A 14,190-nucleotide genomic window follows, 5' to 3' on the forward strand; every position below is an offset into this window, starting at 1 on the left:
TCATGGCGTGAATTTCTTTTCCAGCGCGCGCACGCGCTCCCGCAGGCCGTGCAGCTGACGCAGGGTCGCCGCATTCTTCTCCCACGACTTATTGTCATCGATGGGGAAGACGCCGCTGTACAGGCCGGGCTGCAGGATCGAGCGGGTCACCAGCGACATCGACGACACATGCACATGATCGGCCAGCGTCAGGTGCCCGAGGATGCCGGCGCCGCCGCCGACCGTACAGTGCCGGCCGATCCGTGCGCTGCCCGCCACCCCGACGCAGCCCGCCATCGCGGTGTGCGCGCCGATGTGCACGTTGTGGGCGATCTGCACCAGGTTGTCGAGCTTGACGCCGTCCTCGATCACCGTGTCGTCGAGCGCACCACGGTCGACGCAGCTGTTGGCGCCGATCTCCACATCGTCACCGATGCGCACTGCCCCCAACTGTTCGATCTTGATCCACTGCCCCTGGTCCGGCGCGAAGCCGAAGCCGTCGGCGCCGATCACGACGCCGGAATGCAGGATGCCGCGCGCGCCGATGCTGCAGCCATACAGCAGGCTGACTCGCGGCGCCAGCCGGGTCTGGGCGCCGACCCGGGCGCCCTGCCCCACCACGCTGTGGGAACCGATGACGGCACCGTCTTCGATCACCGCGCCGTCCTCGATGACGACGAAGGCCTCGATACGCACGCCTTCGCCGATGTGGGCCGAAGGCGAGACGCAGGCGCTGGGGTGCACCCCCGCAGGCGCAGCCGGCCGCACACGCCGGGCCCACCACTGGGTCAGGCGTGCGAAGTAGAGATAGGGATCGGGCGTGACGATCGCCGCACCGCGGCCCGCCGCCGCCTCCCGGAACGCCGGCGCAACGATCACGCAGCCGGCCGCGGTGGCGGCCAGCTGGGACTGGTACTTCGGGTTGGAGAGGAAGCTGAGTGTCGAGGGCGTGGCGCCCTCGAGCGGGCCGATGCGCGTGATCGCGAGGTCAGCCGGACCGATCAGTTCACCGCCGAGCTGGTCGGCGATTTCGCCCAGGCGAACATCGGTCACGGCGCCGCCGTCACTTGCCACCGTTGGCGTTGAGCGCCTTGATGACCTTCTCGGTGATGTCGACCTTGGGGCCGGCAAACACCGCTTCCTGCAGGATCAGGTCGTACTTTTCCTGCTCGAAGATCTGCTTGATGACGCGGTTGGCGCGTTCCACCACCGCCGACAGCTCTTCGTTCTTGCGCGAGTTCAGGTCTTCCTGGAACTCGCGGCGGCGGCGCTGGAAGTCGCGGTCCTGCTCGACCAGCTCGCGCTGGCGGCGCGAACGCTCGGACTCGGCCAGCGTCGGGGCTTCCTTCTCCAGCTTGTCGCCGGCGGTCTTGAGCTTGGCGGCCATGTCGGCCAGCTCTTTCTCGCGGCGCGAGAACTCCTGCTCCAGGCGCGCCTGGGCCGCCTTGGCCGGCGTGGCATCACGCAGCACGCGATCGCTGTTCACATAGCCGATCTTGAGCTCCTGCGCCTGCACGCCCTGGACTGCCATGGCCAGCAGGCCAGCAGTCAGCATGGCCCTCAAAAGATTCTTCTTCATCAGAACGCAGTCCCAATCTGAAATTGCAGTCGCTCGATTCTATCGCCTGGCTGTTTGCGCAAAGGCACCCCGTAGGCGAGCTTCAGGGGGCCCACCGGCGAGACCCAGCTGAAGCCGATGCCGGCCGAGGCCCGCATCTCCGACAGCTTGACCTTGTCCCGCTCGTCGAACACGTTGCCGGCGTCGACATAGGCGAACAGCCGCAGCGTGCGGTCGGCCCCGGAGCCCGGGAACGGCGCATACAGCTCGGTGTTGACGTTGATGCGGCGTGAGCCGCCGTAGTAGGCGCCGGTGGCATCCACCGGCCCCAGCGAGCCCTGCTCGAAGCCCCGCACCGTGCCCAGGCCACCGCTGTAGAAGTTCTTGAAGATCGGGAACGGCCGGCCCTGCAGGCCCTTGCCGTAGCCCAACTCGGTGTTGAAGGCAAAGGTGAAGCCCCGGCCCAGCGGGATGTACTGCTGGAACTGGTAGTTGCTGCGCAGGTAGCGCGCGTCGCCCACCAGGCTGAGCTCGGCATTGATGCGCTGGTAGCGGCCGCGGGTCGGCACCAGTGCGCTGTCGCGGTCGTCACGGGTCCAGCCCAGCGTGAAGGGCACTGCCAGGCTGCGGGCACCGAAAGCTTTGCGGTAGGCGTGATACTCGTTCGGCATCGCATCCGAATCGCCGCGGATCTCGGTGCTTTCGGCGCCGACGCCGAAGTACACCGTGTCGTACTCGCTGAACGGCACGCCGAAGCGGATGGAGGCACCGGGCGTCACCAGCTTGTAGTCACTGCCCTGGCTGGACAGCGGCTGGGTGGTGCGGTAGTAGAAGTCGAGCGCCCGCGACACGCCGTCCACCGTGAAGTACGGGTCGACCGTGCTGACCACGAAGGTGCGGTTGTAGCGGCTGGTGTTGAACTCCACGCCCAGGTAGTTGCCCGAGCCGAAGATGTTGTCCTGCTTGATCGAGGCGGTCAGCGTGAGCTTCTCGGCGCTGGAGAAGCCGGCACCCAGCATCAGGTTGCCGGTCGGCTTCTCGACCACGTTGAGGGTCAGGTCGACCTGGTCGGTCGTGCCGGGCACCTCGTTGGTCTCGATGTTCACCTCGTTGAAGTAGCCGAGGCGGTCGACCCGGTCGCGCGACATGCGGATCTTGTCGCCGTCGTACCAGGACGACTCGAACTGCCGGAACTCGCGGCGCACCACCTCGTCGCGGGTGCGGGTGTTGCCGGCCACGTTGACCCGGCGCACATACACCCGGCGCTGCGGCTCGGCCTGCAGCACGACGGCCACACGGCCGTTGGCCCGGTCGATGTCGGTGCGCGGCTCGACCCGCGCGAAGGCATAGCCGAAGGCACCGAAGCGCTCGGTGAACTTGCGCACCGTCTCGGCGACGTCCTCGGCCCGATAGGCCTTGCCGGGGTCGATGGTGACCAGCGACTTGAACTCTTCTTCCTTGCCCAGGTACTCGCCTTCCAGCCGCACGCCGGTGACGACATAGGGCTGGCCCTCGCGGACATTGATGGTGATCGTGATGTCCTGCTTGTCCGGCGAAATGGCCACCTGGGTGGACTCGACGGCAAACTCCAGGTAGCCGCGGTTCAGGTAGAAGGAGCGCAGCGACTCCAGGTCGGCATTGAGCTTGGCACGCGAATAGCGGTCGCTCTTGGTGTACCAGGTCAGCCAGCCGCCGGTGGTCAGCGAGAACAGGTCCTTCAGCTCGCCTTCGGAGTAGGCCTTGTTGCCGACGATGCGGATGTCCTTGATCTTGGCCACACCACCTTCGGTGACCGTGAAGGTCACGTTGACGCGGTTGCGTTCCTGCGGCGTGATGGTGGTGATGACCTCGGCACCGTACAGGCTCTTGGCCAGGTACTGGCGCTTGAGTTCCTGCTCGGCACGGTCGATGAGCGCCTTGTCGAAGGGCCGGCCGTCGGCGATGCCGACGTCGCGCAGCGCCTTGGTCAGGACGTCCTTGTCGAATTCCTTCGTGCCGACGAACTCGACGTTGGAGATGATGGGGCGCTCCTGCACCACCACCACGACCACGTTGCCCTCGACCTCGATGCGAACATCGGAGAACAGACCCGTGCCGAACAGCGAGCGCAGCGCGGCCGCCCCCTTCTCGTCGTTGTAGGTGTCGCCGATGCGGAACGGCAGCGAGCCGAACACGGTGCCGGCCTCGGTGCGCTGCAGGCCTTCGACCCGGATGTCGCTGAGCGTGAAGGGCTCCACCGCCCAGGCTGCAGCTGATTGAAGGGCCGCGAAGATCGCGGCAGCGATCAGCGTCGGTTGGCGGAAGCTGTGAAACGCGCGAGCGCGCGAGCGAGAGGAAAGCAGCATGAGGTCAGTGCTGACCCAGGAGCCGGGCCACGTCGTTGTAGAGGGCGATGGAGGTCATCAGGACGATGATGGCCAGGCCCACGAACTGCAGCCGATCCAGCCACACATCGGAGATCGGCCGCCCTGTCACCCCTTCGAAAAGATAATACATCAGGTGTCCCCCATCGAGGACCGGGAGCGGCAGCAGGTTCACGACACCCAGGCTCACGCTCACCATTGCCAGGAAACCCAGGTAATAGGCCAGCCCGAGGCTGGACGACTGGCCGGCATAGTCGGCAATGCTCAGCGGGCCGCTGAGGTTCTTGACCGAGGCCTGGCCGATCAGCATCTTGCCGAGCATGCGCAAGCTCAGCATCGAGACTTCCCACGTACGTGTCACGCCATACGCGATGCCATCGAGCACGCCATAGGACACCTGCACCATCTCGGGCGGCCGGCCCACGAAGGCGCCAATGCGGCCAATGGTCCGGCCGTCGACCTCCTCCACCTTGGGCTGGACCCGCAGCTGCAGGGTGCCACCGCCCCGCTCCACCTGCCAGTCCATCGCGCGCGGCTGGCCGTCCTGCACCGCACCCCGGATGCGTTCGCGCAGGCGCGCCGCGTCGCGCACCGGCTCACCGTCCACCGCCAGCACCCGGTCGCCTTCGCGCAGTCCGGCCTGCGCGGCCGGGCTGGCCGGCACGATCTCGCCCATCACCGGCTCGCCATAGGGCGCGCCGATGCCGACCTTCTGCATCAACTGGGCATCGACGTCCTCCGAGCCGAGCTCGGCCAGCGGCAGGCGCACCGAACGGGCATGGTGTCCCTGGGCGTCGGTCACGTCCAGCGTGAGGTCGCGCCGGTCCACCATCGCGTCGATCATGGCCCAGCGCAGGTCGCTGAACGAGCGCAGCTCACGCGCGCCCTCGCCGTCATCGGCCGCCTGCACCCAGTCGCCTGCCCGCAGGCCGGCCTTCTCGGCCAGGCTGCCGGCGGTCGGGGCGCCGAGCACGGCCTTGGGTTCCTCGGTGCCGACCCAGCCCGCCACCGCATACAGCAGCATGGCGAGCACCAGGTTGGCGATCGGCCCCGCCGCCACGATCAGCGCGCGGGAGCGCAGCGGCTGCCGCTCCAGGGCAAGATGGGCTTCGGCCGGCGGCACCGGCACGCCGCTGCGCTGGTCCAGCATGCGGACATAGCCGCCCAGCGGCAGCGCGGACAGGACGAACTCGGTACTGTCGGGGCTGCGCTGGTAGCGCAGCAGGACCTTGCCGAACCCCAGCGAGAAACGCAGGACCTTGACGCCGCAGGCCTTTGCCATTCGGTAGTGGCCCCACTCGTGCACGAGCACCACGATGCTCAGTGTCACCAGGAAGCCGAGGACCGGGTTCATCGGCTCCGGCTCCCGATGCGTTGGAGCGCGCAGCGACGTGCGGCCGCGTCCAGCTCCAGCAGGCCGTCGAGCGACTCGGTCGCGCCGGCTGGCAGCACGAAGGCCGCCAGCGTGTCGGCGTTGACCGCATGGATCTGGTCGAAGCCGATGCGCCCGTCGAGGAAGGCCGCCACGGCCTCCTCGTTGGCCGCGTTGAGCACCGCGGTGCTGCCTTGCGGGCCGCGCAGCGTGTCCCAGGCGAGTTGCAGCCCCGGGAAGCGAGCCGCATCCGGCGCCTCGAAGGTCAGCGCCGAGAGCTGCGTGAAGTCGAGCGCCTGTGCCCCGCTCTCGATGCGCCGCGGCCAGGCCAGGCCATAGGCGATCGGCACCCGCATGTCCGGCGTGCCGAGCTGGGCGAGCACCGAGTTGTCGCGGCAGACCACCATCGAGTGGATGATGCTCTGCGGATGGATCACCACCTCGATCTGCTCGGGCGCGAGGTCAAACAGCCAGCGGGCCTCGATGACTTCGAGCGCCTTGTTCATCATGGTGGCGGAGTCCACCGAGATCTTGCGCCCCATCACCCAGTTGGGATGGGAGCAGGCCTCGGCCGGCGTCACCGCCCCGAGCGTGCCGGGATCGCGCTGGCGGAACGGCCCGCCGGAGGCGGTCAGCACGATGCGCTGGATGCGCTGCTGCCAGGTGGTGGCGTCCTCGGGCAGGCACTGGAAGATGGCCGAATGCTCGCTGTCGATGGGCAGCAGCGTCGCGCCGCCCGAACGCACCGCCCGCATGAACAGTGCGCCGCCCACCACCAGCGCCTCCTTGTTGGCCAGCAACAGGCGCTTGCCACTGCGCGCGGCGGCCAGGCACGGCGCCAGGCCGGCGGAACCGACGATGGCGCCCATCACGGTGTCCACCTCGGGATGCGCGGCGATCTCGGCCAGGGCCGAGCTGCCGGCCAGCACCTCGGTGCGGCTGCCAGCCTGCTGCAGCCGGCTCCGCAGGCGGGCCGCGGCGTCAGCATCCGACATCACCGCGAAGCGCGGTTGCCATTGCAGGCACTGGGCCAGCAGTTCATCGACCCGGCTGTGGGCCGTCAGCGCGAACACCTGGTAGAGGCCGGGATGCCGTGCCATCACGTCCAACGTGCTGGTGCCCACCGAACCGGTCGAGCCCAGGATGCAGACCTGCTGCAATGCAGCGGCGTCGGAATGTGTCACAAGAGGCTCAGGGTCAGGGCAATGGGAAAGACCGGCAGCAAGGCGTCGATGCGGTCCAGCACGCCGCCATGGCCCGGCAGCAGCTGGCTGCTGTCCTTGGCACCGACGCTGCGCTTGACCAGTGATTCGAACAGGTCACCCACCACGCTCATGGCGGCCAGGAACAGGCAGACCACCACCAGGCCGGCCCAGCCGAAGCGGCCCTGCATCTCGGTGTAGAGGCTCGGCGAACCGAGCGGTGCGGAACGGTCCAGCGTCACCCAGGCCACGGCAAGCACCAGCACGCCGGCCATGCCGCTCCAGACGCCTTCCCAGCTCTTGCCGGGGCTGATGGCCGGCGCCAGCTTGCGCCGCCCGAAGGCGCGACCGCCGAAATAGGCCGCGATGTCGGCCGCCCAGACCAGGCAGAACACCGACAGCAGGTAGGCCACGCCGACTTCCTTGGCGCGCGTCAGCGCCACCCAGGTCAGCCACAACATCAGCACACCGAGGCCCAGCCGCAGCACGGCGGGCACCGCAGGCCAGCGCGAAGGGCCGCTTTTGAGCACGAAGGCGCCGCCCAGCACCCAGGCCGCGGTGGCCGCCCACCACAGCCAGGGTTGCCCTGTCAGCGGCAGCTCGCGCCACCAGGTCAGCGCGCACAGGCCACCGACCAGCGCGCCGAGCGCCACCGAACCGGCGGCGCCGGCCTGGTTGAGCCGGCCCCACTCCCAGCCGGCTGCAGCCACCATCACCACGCTCAGCAATGCGAACGGCCAGACCTGCGGAGTCAGCAAGGCCGGCAGCAGCACCGCCAACAGCACCAGGGCCGTGATGACACGTTGCCTCAGCATGGGTCAGGCTCCTTGAGTTGCGAGGGCCGGCGGCGCCGCATCGACGCCGCCGAAGCGGCGCTCACGCCGCGCGAAGGCAGCGATGGCGGCATCGAGTTCGGCCTCGCCGAACTCCGGCCACAGGCAGTCGGTGAAATAGAGTTCCGAGTAGGCGGTCTGCCACAGCAGGAAGTTGCTGATGCGCAGCTCACCGCCTGTGCGGATGAAGAGATCGGGGTCCGGCGCATAGTTCAGCGCCATGTAGCGGCTGAGGGCGGCCTCGGTGATGTCGGCGGCGCCCAGGCCGTCAGCCACCGCGCGCTGGCAGGCCTGCACGATGTCCCAGCGGCCACCGTAGTTGAACGCCACCGACAGCACCAGCTTGCTGTTGTGCTGCGTGGCGGCCTCGGCCTTGTCCCAGGAGGCGCGCACCTTCTCGGACACCGCCGAGCGGTCACCGACGATGCGGATGCGCACGCCCTCCTGCGCCAGGCGCTCCACATGGCGGGCCACTGCCACCAGCACCAGGCTCATCAGGCCGGACACCTCGTCGGCCGGGCGACGCCAGTTCTCCGAGGAGAAGGCGAACACGGTGAGGTAGTCGATGCCGCGCACCACGCAGGCCTTGACGGTGCGCACCAGCGCATCGACGCCCTGCTCATGGCCGAAGGCCCGCGGCATGAACCGCTTGTTGGCCCAGCGGCCGTTGCCATCCATCACGATGGCAACGTGGCGGGGCACCGCTTTGGAATCGGATGACACGTTGGAGCTGCCTGGGCCGCTGGAGGACACCGGGTCAGACCGCAAGGATCTCGGCTTCCTTGCCGGCGATCAGCTTGTCGATCTCGGCGATGGTGCGGTCGGTCAGCTTCTGCACTTCGTCCTGCGAGCGACGCTCGTCGTCTTCGGTGATCAGCTTGTCCTTGAGCAGCTTCTTGGCCTGCTCGTTGGCGTCGCGGCGCAGGTTGCGCACGGCCACCTTGGCGTCCTCGCCGGCATGGCGCACGACCTTGGTCAGGTCGCGGCGGCGCTCTTCGGTGAGCGGCGGCATCGGCACGCGGATCAGGTCGCCCTGCGACGCCGGGTTCAGGCCCAGGTCAGACTCGCGGATGGCCTTCTCGATCTTGGCACCCATGCCCTTTTCCCAGGGCTGGACGCTGATGGTGCGGGCATCGAGCAGCGTGACGTTGGCCACCTGGCTGATCGGCACCATGGAGCCGTAGTACTCGACGTTGACCTGGTCGAGCAGGCCCGGGTGCGCCCGGCCGGTGCGGATCTTGGTCAGTTCGTGCTTGTAGGCCTCGACCGACTTCTGCATCTTCTGCTCGGCCGTCTTCTTGATGTCTGCGATGGTCATGAGCTTCGTACTCCTCAAACGTGGACCAGGGTGCCCTCGTCCTCACCGAGCACGACCTGCTTGAGCGCACCCGGCTTGAAGATGCTGAACACCTTGATGGGCAGCTTCTGGTCGCGGCACAGCGCGAACGCCGTGGCATCCAGCACCTGCAGGTTCTTGATGATCGCCTCGTCGAAGCTGATCTTCGAGTAGCGGGTGGCCGTCAGGTCCTTCTTGGGGTCGGCGGTATAGACACCGTCGACCTTGGTGGCCTTGAGCATGATCTCGGCACCGATCTCGGCGCCGCGCAGCGCGGCTGCCGTGTCGGTCGTGAAGAAGGGGTTGCCGGTGCCGGCGGCGAAGATCACCACCTTGCCTTCTTCCAGGTATTGCAGCGCCTTCGGACGCACATAGGGCTCGACCACCTGCTCGATGCCGATGGCCGACATGACGCGGGCCACCATGCCTTCCTGGCGCATCGTGTCGGCCAGCGCCAGCGCGTTCATCACGGTCGCCAGCATGCCCATGTAGTCGGCGGTGGCCCGGTCCATGCCGACCGAGCCGCCCGCGACGCCGCGGAAGATGTTGCCGCCGCCGATCACGACCGCCACTTCGCAGCCCAATGCCGTCACCTCCTGGATCTCGCGCACCATGCGGACGATGGTGGCGCGGTTGATGCCATAGGCATCGTCGCCCATCAGGGCTTCACCGGAAAGCTTGAGCAGGATGCGCTTATATGCCGGCATGCAGTTCCTCCTGAGGGTGCGGCGGGTTTGGGTGCGAAGTGTAGGGGATGGCGGCAACAGGGTTTACTGGCCCTTGGCAGCAGCGACTTGCGCGGCCACCTCGGCAGCGAAGTCGTCCTGCTTCTTCTCGATGCCTTCGCCGACGACGTAGAGCGTGAAGCCCTTCACCGTGGTGTTGGCAGCCTTGAGCATCTGCTCGACGGTCTGCTTGTCGTTCTTCACGAAGGGCTGGTTGAACAGCGACACTTCCTTCAGGAACTTCTGCACCGAGCCCTCGACCATCTTGGCGACGATGTCGGCCGGCTTGCCGGATTCGGCAGCCTTTTGCTCGGCCACCGAACGCTCCTTGGCGATCAGTTCGGCGGGCACCTGGTCGGCCGACAGCGAGACGGGCTTCATCGCAGCGATGTGCATCGCCACGTCCTTGGCCGCCACTTCGTCGCCGGTGAACTCGACCACCACGCCGATGCGGGTGCCGTGCAGGTAGCTGACCAGCTGGCTGTCGCCGGCGAAGCGCTTGAAGCGGCGGATCGTCATGTTCTCGCCGATCTTGCCGATCAGGCCGGTGCGGGTGGCTTCGACGGTGGTGCCGTTCAGGTCCAGCGCCGACAGGGCTGCCACATCGGCCGGGCCTTGCTTGGCGACCACTTCGGCCAGTGCCTTGCCGAAAGCCAGGAAGTCGTCGTTCTTGGTGACGAAGTCGGTTTCGCAGTTCAGCTCGAGCAGCGCGCCGGTGTTGCCTTCGATGAAGGCGGCGACGATGCCCTCGGCCGTCACGCGCGAGGCCGCCTTGCCGGCCTTGTTGCCGAGCTTGACGCGCAGGATCTCTTCAGCGCGGTCCAGGTCGCCGTCGGCTTCCGTCAGCGCCTTCTTGCACTCCATCATCGGGGCATCGGTCTTGGCGCGCAGTTCGGCGACGAGGCTAGCGGTAATTGCGGGCATAACTATCTCCAGTTCTCTTGCATGCTCCGGGCGGCAGGCGCCCGGCATCGAAATCGGATGCTGCTGAAAAAAAGGGGCTGAAGCAGCCCCCGTTTCAGCGCCTCGGGAGGGCTCAGGCGGCTTCGTTGACTTCCACGAACTCGTCGTCGCCACCGGCACCGGCGGCTTGCACCACTTCGTTCACGGCGTTGGCCTTGCCTTCGAGCACGGCGTCAGCCACGGCACGCGCGTAGAGCGCCACGGCCTTGGAGGAGTCGTCGTTGCCGGGGATGACATAGTCGATCTCGGCCGGCGAGTGGTTGCTGTCGACCACGCCGATCACCGGGATGCCGAGCTTCTTGGCTTCGGCCACGGCGATCTTGTGATAGCCCACGTCGATCACGAACAGCGCGTCAGGCAGCGCGTTCATGTCCTGGATGCCGCCGATGTCCTTTTCCAGCTTGGCAATCTCGCGCTGGAACAGCAGGCCTTCCTTCTTGTTCATCGACTCCAGGCCGGCTTCGACCTGGGCTTGCATGTCCTTGAGCTTCTTCAGGGAGGTCTTGACCGTCTTGAAGTTGGTCAGCATGCCGCCGAGCCAGCGCTGGTCGACGAAAGGCATGCCAGCACGCTGCGCCTCGGCCGAAACGAACTCGCGCGCCTGGCGCTTGGTACCCACCATCAGGATCGTGCCGCGCTTGGCCGACAGCTGGCGCACGAACTTCATCGCTTCCTCGAACATCGGAAGCGTCTTCTCGAGGTTGATGATGTGGATCTTGTTGCGATGGCCGAAGATATACGGGGCCATCTTGGGGTTCCAGAAGCGGGTCTGGTGACCAAAGTGGACACCTGCTTCCAGCATTTCGCGCATCGTCACGGGCATGTTTTGCTCCAAAGGTTGGGTCTAAAATCCGGCGCACATTGCAACGCGACTTTCCTGTTGCAACACCTTCAAACCGCCGGGTTTGTGATTTGTCGACCTGGCCCGTTCCAGGCCCGATGCCGGGCCGGTGGCCTGCCCCGAAGTACTTCCATGAAGCGGCTTCAGAAGGGCCGGGAACGAAGGGCTTAGAAGTGGCCCGTCCAGGTAAACCCGAAGAGTATAACAGCTCCATGCACATCGACTTGATTTCGGCGCGCGACGCGCTGCGTGAGCGCCGCGTCCGCGCGGCCGACCTGCTGGCACAAGCCCAGGCCGCAGCACGTTCGCCCGCCTGCCGCCATGTCTTCCTGCGCGAGTTCACCGCGTCCGCCGAAGCGGCCGCGCGCTCGGCCGACCTGGCCGTGGACGCCGGCGCCCCCCTGTTGCCACTGGCTGGGCTGGCGGTGAGCGTGAAAGACCTGTTCGACGTCGCCGGCCAGCCAACCACCGGCGGCTCCGTCGTGCTGGCTGACGCGCCGCCCGCCGCGGCCGACGCCGGCGCGGTCGCACGGCTGCGCCAGGCCGGGGCGGCACTGGTGGGCCACACCAACATGACCGAGTTCGCCTTCTCCGGCGTCGGCTGGAACCCGCACCATGGCACACCGGCCAATGCCGGCAGCCGTGCGGCCGACCCCAGCGGCGAGCGCATCCCGGGCGGCTCCAGTTCGGGTGCTGCCGTGTCGGTGGCGTGCGGCGCCGCCTGGGCAGCGCTCGGCTCCGACACCGGCGGCTCGATCCGCATCCCCGCAGCCTTGCAAGGCCTGGTGGGTTTCAAGAACACCGCGCGCCTCACGCCACTGAGTGGTGCCATCCCGCTGTCCACCACCTTGGATACGGCCTGCGCCCTCACCCGCTCGGTGCGCGATGCGGTGCTGCTGCACGAAGTGCTGGCGGCGCGGCAGCTGGCCCTGCCGCGACGCCCGCTGGCGGCACGCCGCCTCGCGGTCGTGCGGCACACCATGCAGGACGGCCTCGATGCCGAGGTGGCCAGCGCCTTCGAGGCCAGCCTCGACCGGCTGCGCCGCGGTGGCGCCCGCATCGAGGAAATCGGCCTGGCCGAGCTGGGCGAGCTGGCCCAGATCCAGTCCACCGGGGGCTTCTCTGCGGCCGAAAGTTGGGCCTGGCACCGCCGGCTGCTGGAGCGCTCGGGCGACCGCTACGACCCGCGCGTGGCGCAGCGCATTCGCCGCGGCGCCACGATGAGCGCGGCGGAGTACATCGAGCTGCAGCAGGCCCGCACTGCATGGATCGCCCGGGTGCAGGCGGCTCTGAGCGGCTTCGACGCGGTGCTGTCACCCACGGTGCCGATCGTGGCCCCGCCGATCGCCGAGATCGCTCATGACGACGACGCCTTCTTCCGCATCAACGCCCTGCTGCTGCGCAACACCTCGGTGGTGAACATGCTGGACGGCTGTGCGCTGTCCCTGCCTTGCCAGGCGGCAGGTCGCCTGCCGGTGGGCTTGATGGTGTGGGCCGGTCCGCTGTGCGATGACACCGTGCTCGACCTGTCGCTGGCCATCGAGGCCCAGCTCCTCGCGCAGGAAGGCTGAACGATGCACCTTGCCGTCATCGGCGCCGGCATCGCGGGCGTCACCGCCGCGCATGCGCTTGTCACCGCCGGCCACCGCGTCACCGTGTTCGAGCGCCGCGGCAGCGTCGCTGCCGAAGCCAGCTTCGCGCAGCTGGGTCTGGTCGCCCCCAGCCTGGCCGGGCCGACCGGCTTCGACGCTGCCCCACCGCTCCACGAGCAGGGTCGTTGGGGTCTGCATCCGCGGGCGCAGCTGAAGCCCGGCTGGGACGCAGGCGCCTGGCGCTGGCTCTGGCAGGCGCGGCAGGCCTCGGGGCCGCGACGCGGCACCGCACAGAAAAGCCTGGGTGAGCTGGCCCGCTACGGCCGGCTGCAGCTGCGCAAGCTGGTGGCAGGCCACCGGCTGGACTACGAACGGGCCGATGGCCACCTGGTGCTGGGCCACCGAGCGCCAGATGGCGGATGCCGAGCAAGGCCTGCTTGAACTGAAGGCCCGCTATGTGGAGGCGCAGGTGCACGACGCGGCCGGCTGCCAGGCGCTGGAGCCGGGCCTGGCAGCCGCTGCCAAGCTCGCCGGCGGCCTGCACTTTCCCGGTGACGAGGTGGGCAACTGCCGGCAGTTCACCCACCTGCTGAAGGACGTGTGTGAACGCCTCGGCGTGGAGTTTCGCTTCTCGACCGAAGTGACCCGCCTGACCCCCGGGCCCCGTCCCTGCATCAGCAGCGTGGAGCTGATCGAGACCACCGCCTTCCTGCAGACGCGCCAGGGCGTGCCCGCGCAACGAGCCAACAGCGCGCTGGACGAGCGCTTCGACGCGGTGCTGCTGTGTGCCGGTGCGCAGGCCATGCCGCTGCTGCGGCAACTGCACCTCAAGCTACCACTGATGCCGATCTACGGCTACACCATCACTGCCACGGTGCGCGACCACGACCGCGCGCCACGCGCGACAGTGACCGACGCCCAGGCAGGCATCAGCATCGCCCGCCTCGGTCAGCGCTTGCGGGTGGCTGGCGGCGTGGAGCTAGGCACCGCCCCGCATCGGCACCTGGACACGTCGCTGCGCCCGCTCTACCGCGCACTGGAGCGCTGGTTCCCAGGTGCTGCCCACACCCACAAGCACCACGCGCACGCCTGGAAAGGCGCCAGCCCCAGCCTGCCCGATGGGCTGCCTGCCCTGGGTGAGAGCGGCGTGCCGGGCATCTGGCTCAACCTGGGCCACGGCATGCAGGGATGGGCCCTGGCCTGTGCGTCGGCCCGCCTGCTGGCCGACCAGATCTCGGGCCGGCCCACCGACCTGCCGCTGCAGCCTTTCGAGGCGCGGCGACTGCAGCAGCGCGCTTGAAGCGGCCGGCAGCCTGGAGCGCACGGGCAGCCCCCCCGGCAGCCCGTGGCGGCGGCGCGGCCTGGCTGCATGACAGGGATCGAAAGGGTCACGCCCCATGCGCCGCGCGGCCAGCCTCGCCGCGGC

Annotated in this window: 12 protein-coding genes and 1 pseudogene; 2 read left to right on the forward strand and 11 right to left on the reverse strand. The window is 68.2% G+C overall.

The window, feature by feature from the left end; all coding sequences use genetic code 11:
• From lpxD to rpsB, 11 genes are all read right to left on the reverse strand, one after another.
• Positions 1 to 1,032, reverse strand: a complete 1,032-nt coding sequence (gene lpxD, locus N7L95_RS04470; protein ID WP_301258618.1) for a UDP-3-O-(3-hydroxymyristoyl)glucosamine N-acyltransferase — start codon at positions 1,030 to 1,032, stop codon at positions 1 to 3.
• A 10-nt stretch (positions 1,033 to 1,042) separates the two neighbouring features.
• Positions 1,043 to 1,534, reverse strand: a complete 492-nt coding sequence (locus N7L95_RS04475) for an OmpH/Skp family outer membrane protein (protein WP_435870087.1) — start codon at positions 1,532 to 1,534, stop codon at positions 1,043 to 1,045.
• Positions 1,535 to 1,557: 23 nt separating this feature from the next.
• Entirely contained in the window at positions 1,558 to 3,882 is a 2,325-nt protein-coding gene (bamA, locus tag N7L95_RS04480; RefSeq protein WP_301258620.1) for an outer membrane protein assembly factor BamA, read from the reverse strand.
• A 4-nt stretch (positions 3,883 to 3,886) separates the two neighbouring features.
• A complete protein-coding gene (gene rseP, locus N7L95_RS04485) occupies positions 3,887 to 5,254 on the reverse strand; it encodes an RIP metalloprotease RseP (protein WP_301258621.1) in 1,368 nt (455 codons plus the stop codon).
• The gene (gene ispC, locus N7L95_RS04490; protein WP_301258622.1) at positions 5,251 to 6,456 is read right to left on the reverse strand and encodes a 1-deoxy-D-xylulose-5-phosphate reductoisomerase; all 1,206 of its coding nucleotides are present in this window, start codon (positions 6,454 to 6,456) and stop codon (positions 5,251 to 5,253) included. The genes rseP and ispC overlap by 4 nt, the downstream gene beginning before the upstream one ends.
• Positions 6,453 to 7,289, reverse strand: coding sequence for a phosphatidate cytidylyltransferase (locus N7L95_RS04495; protein ID WP_301258623.1), 837 nt, complete (start codon positions 7,287 to 7,289; stop codon positions 6,453 to 6,455). The genes ispC and N7L95_RS04495 overlap by 4 nt, the downstream gene beginning before the upstream one ends.
• Positions 7,290 to 7,292: 3 nt before the next feature.
• Positions 7,293 to 7,985, reverse strand: a complete 693-nt coding sequence (gene uppS, locus N7L95_RS04500; protein ID WP_301260066.1) for a polyprenyl diphosphate synthase — start codon at positions 7,983 to 7,985, stop codon at positions 7,293 to 7,295.
• A 79-nt stretch (positions 7,986 to 8,064) separates the two neighbouring features.
• The gene (frr, locus tag N7L95_RS04505; RefSeq protein ID WP_301258624.1) at positions 8,065 to 8,625 is read right to left on the reverse strand and encodes a ribosome recycling factor; all 561 of its coding nucleotides are present in this window, start codon (positions 8,623 to 8,625) and stop codon (positions 8,065 to 8,067) included.
• Positions 8,626 to 8,639: 14 nt separating this feature from the next.
• Positions 8,640 to 9,350, reverse strand: coding sequence for a UMP kinase (pyrH, locus tag N7L95_RS04510; RefSeq protein ID WP_301258625.1), 711 nt, complete (start codon positions 9,348 to 9,350; stop codon positions 8,640 to 8,642).
• A 63-nt stretch (positions 9,351 to 9,413) separates the two neighbouring features.
• Entirely contained in the window at positions 9,414 to 10,292 is an 879-nt protein-coding gene (tsf, locus tag N7L95_RS04515; RefSeq protein ID WP_301260067.1) for a translation elongation factor Ts, read from the reverse strand.
• A 112-nt stretch (positions 10,293 to 10,404) separates the two neighbouring features.
• Positions 10,405 to 11,154, reverse strand: coding sequence for a 30S ribosomal protein S2 (rpsB, locus tag N7L95_RS04520; RefSeq protein ID WP_301258626.1), 750 nt, complete (start codon positions 11,152 to 11,154; stop codon positions 10,405 to 10,407).
• A gap of 230 nt (positions 11,155 to 11,384) precedes the next feature.
• On the opposite strand from rpsB, the gene N7L95_RS04525 reads away from it, so the two are divergent.
• A complete protein-coding gene (locus tag N7L95_RS04525; RefSeq protein WP_301258627.1) occupies positions 11,385 to 12,743 on the forward strand; it encodes an amidase in 1,359 nt (452 codons plus the stop codon).
• Positions 12,744 to 12,746: 3 nt separating this feature from the next.
• A pseudogene (locus N7L95_RS04535) lies at positions 12,747 to 14,064 on the forward strand (FAD-dependent oxidoreductase).
• Positions 14,065 to 14,190: the final 126 nt, after the last annotated feature.

The sequence above is a fragment of the Eleftheria terrae genome, from assembly GCF_030419005.1.
Classification (GTDB): Bacteria; Pseudomonadota; Gammaproteobacteria; order Burkholderiales; family Burkholderiaceae_C; genus Caldimonas; species Caldimonas terrae.

Coding starts and splice junctions, on each gene's coding strand:
- N7L95_RS04475 (WP_435870087.1), bottom strand. CDS start 1,534: ATGCTGACTGCTGGCCTGCTGGCCATGGCAGTCCAGGGCGTGCAGGCG.
- bamA (WP_301258620.1), bottom strand. CDS start 3,882: ATGCTGCTTTCCTCTCGCTCGCGCGCTCGCGCGTTTCACAGCTTCCGC.
- rseP (WP_301258621.1), bottom strand. CDS start 5,254: ATGAACCCGGTCCTCGGCTTCCTGGTGACACTGAGCATCGTGGTGCTC.
- N7L95_RS04495 (WP_301258623.1), bottom strand. CDS start 7,289: ATGCTGAGGCAACGTGTCATCACGGCCCTGGTGCTGTTGGCGGTGCTG.
- uppS (WP_301260066.1), bottom strand. CDS start 7,985: ATGGATGGCAACGGCCGCTGGGCCAACAAGCGGTTCATGCCGCGGGCC.
- frr (WP_301258624.1), bottom strand. CDS start 8,625: ATGACCATCGCAGACATCAAGAAGACGGCCGAGCAGAAGATGCAGAAG.
- pyrH (WP_301258625.1), bottom strand. CDS start 9,350: ATGCCGGCATATAAGCGCATCCTGCTCAAGCTTTCCGGTGAAGCCCTG.
- tsf (WP_301260067.1), bottom strand. CDS start 10,292: ATGCCCGCAATTACCGCTAGCCTCGTCGCCGAACTGCGCGCCAAGACC.
- rpsB (WP_301258626.1), bottom strand. CDS start 11,154: ATGCCCGTGACGATGCGCGAAATGCTGGAAGCAGGTGTCCACTTTGGT.
- N7L95_RS04525 (WP_301258627.1), top strand. CDS start 11,385: ATGCACATCGACTTGATTTCGGCGCGCGACGCGCTGCGTGAGCGCCGC.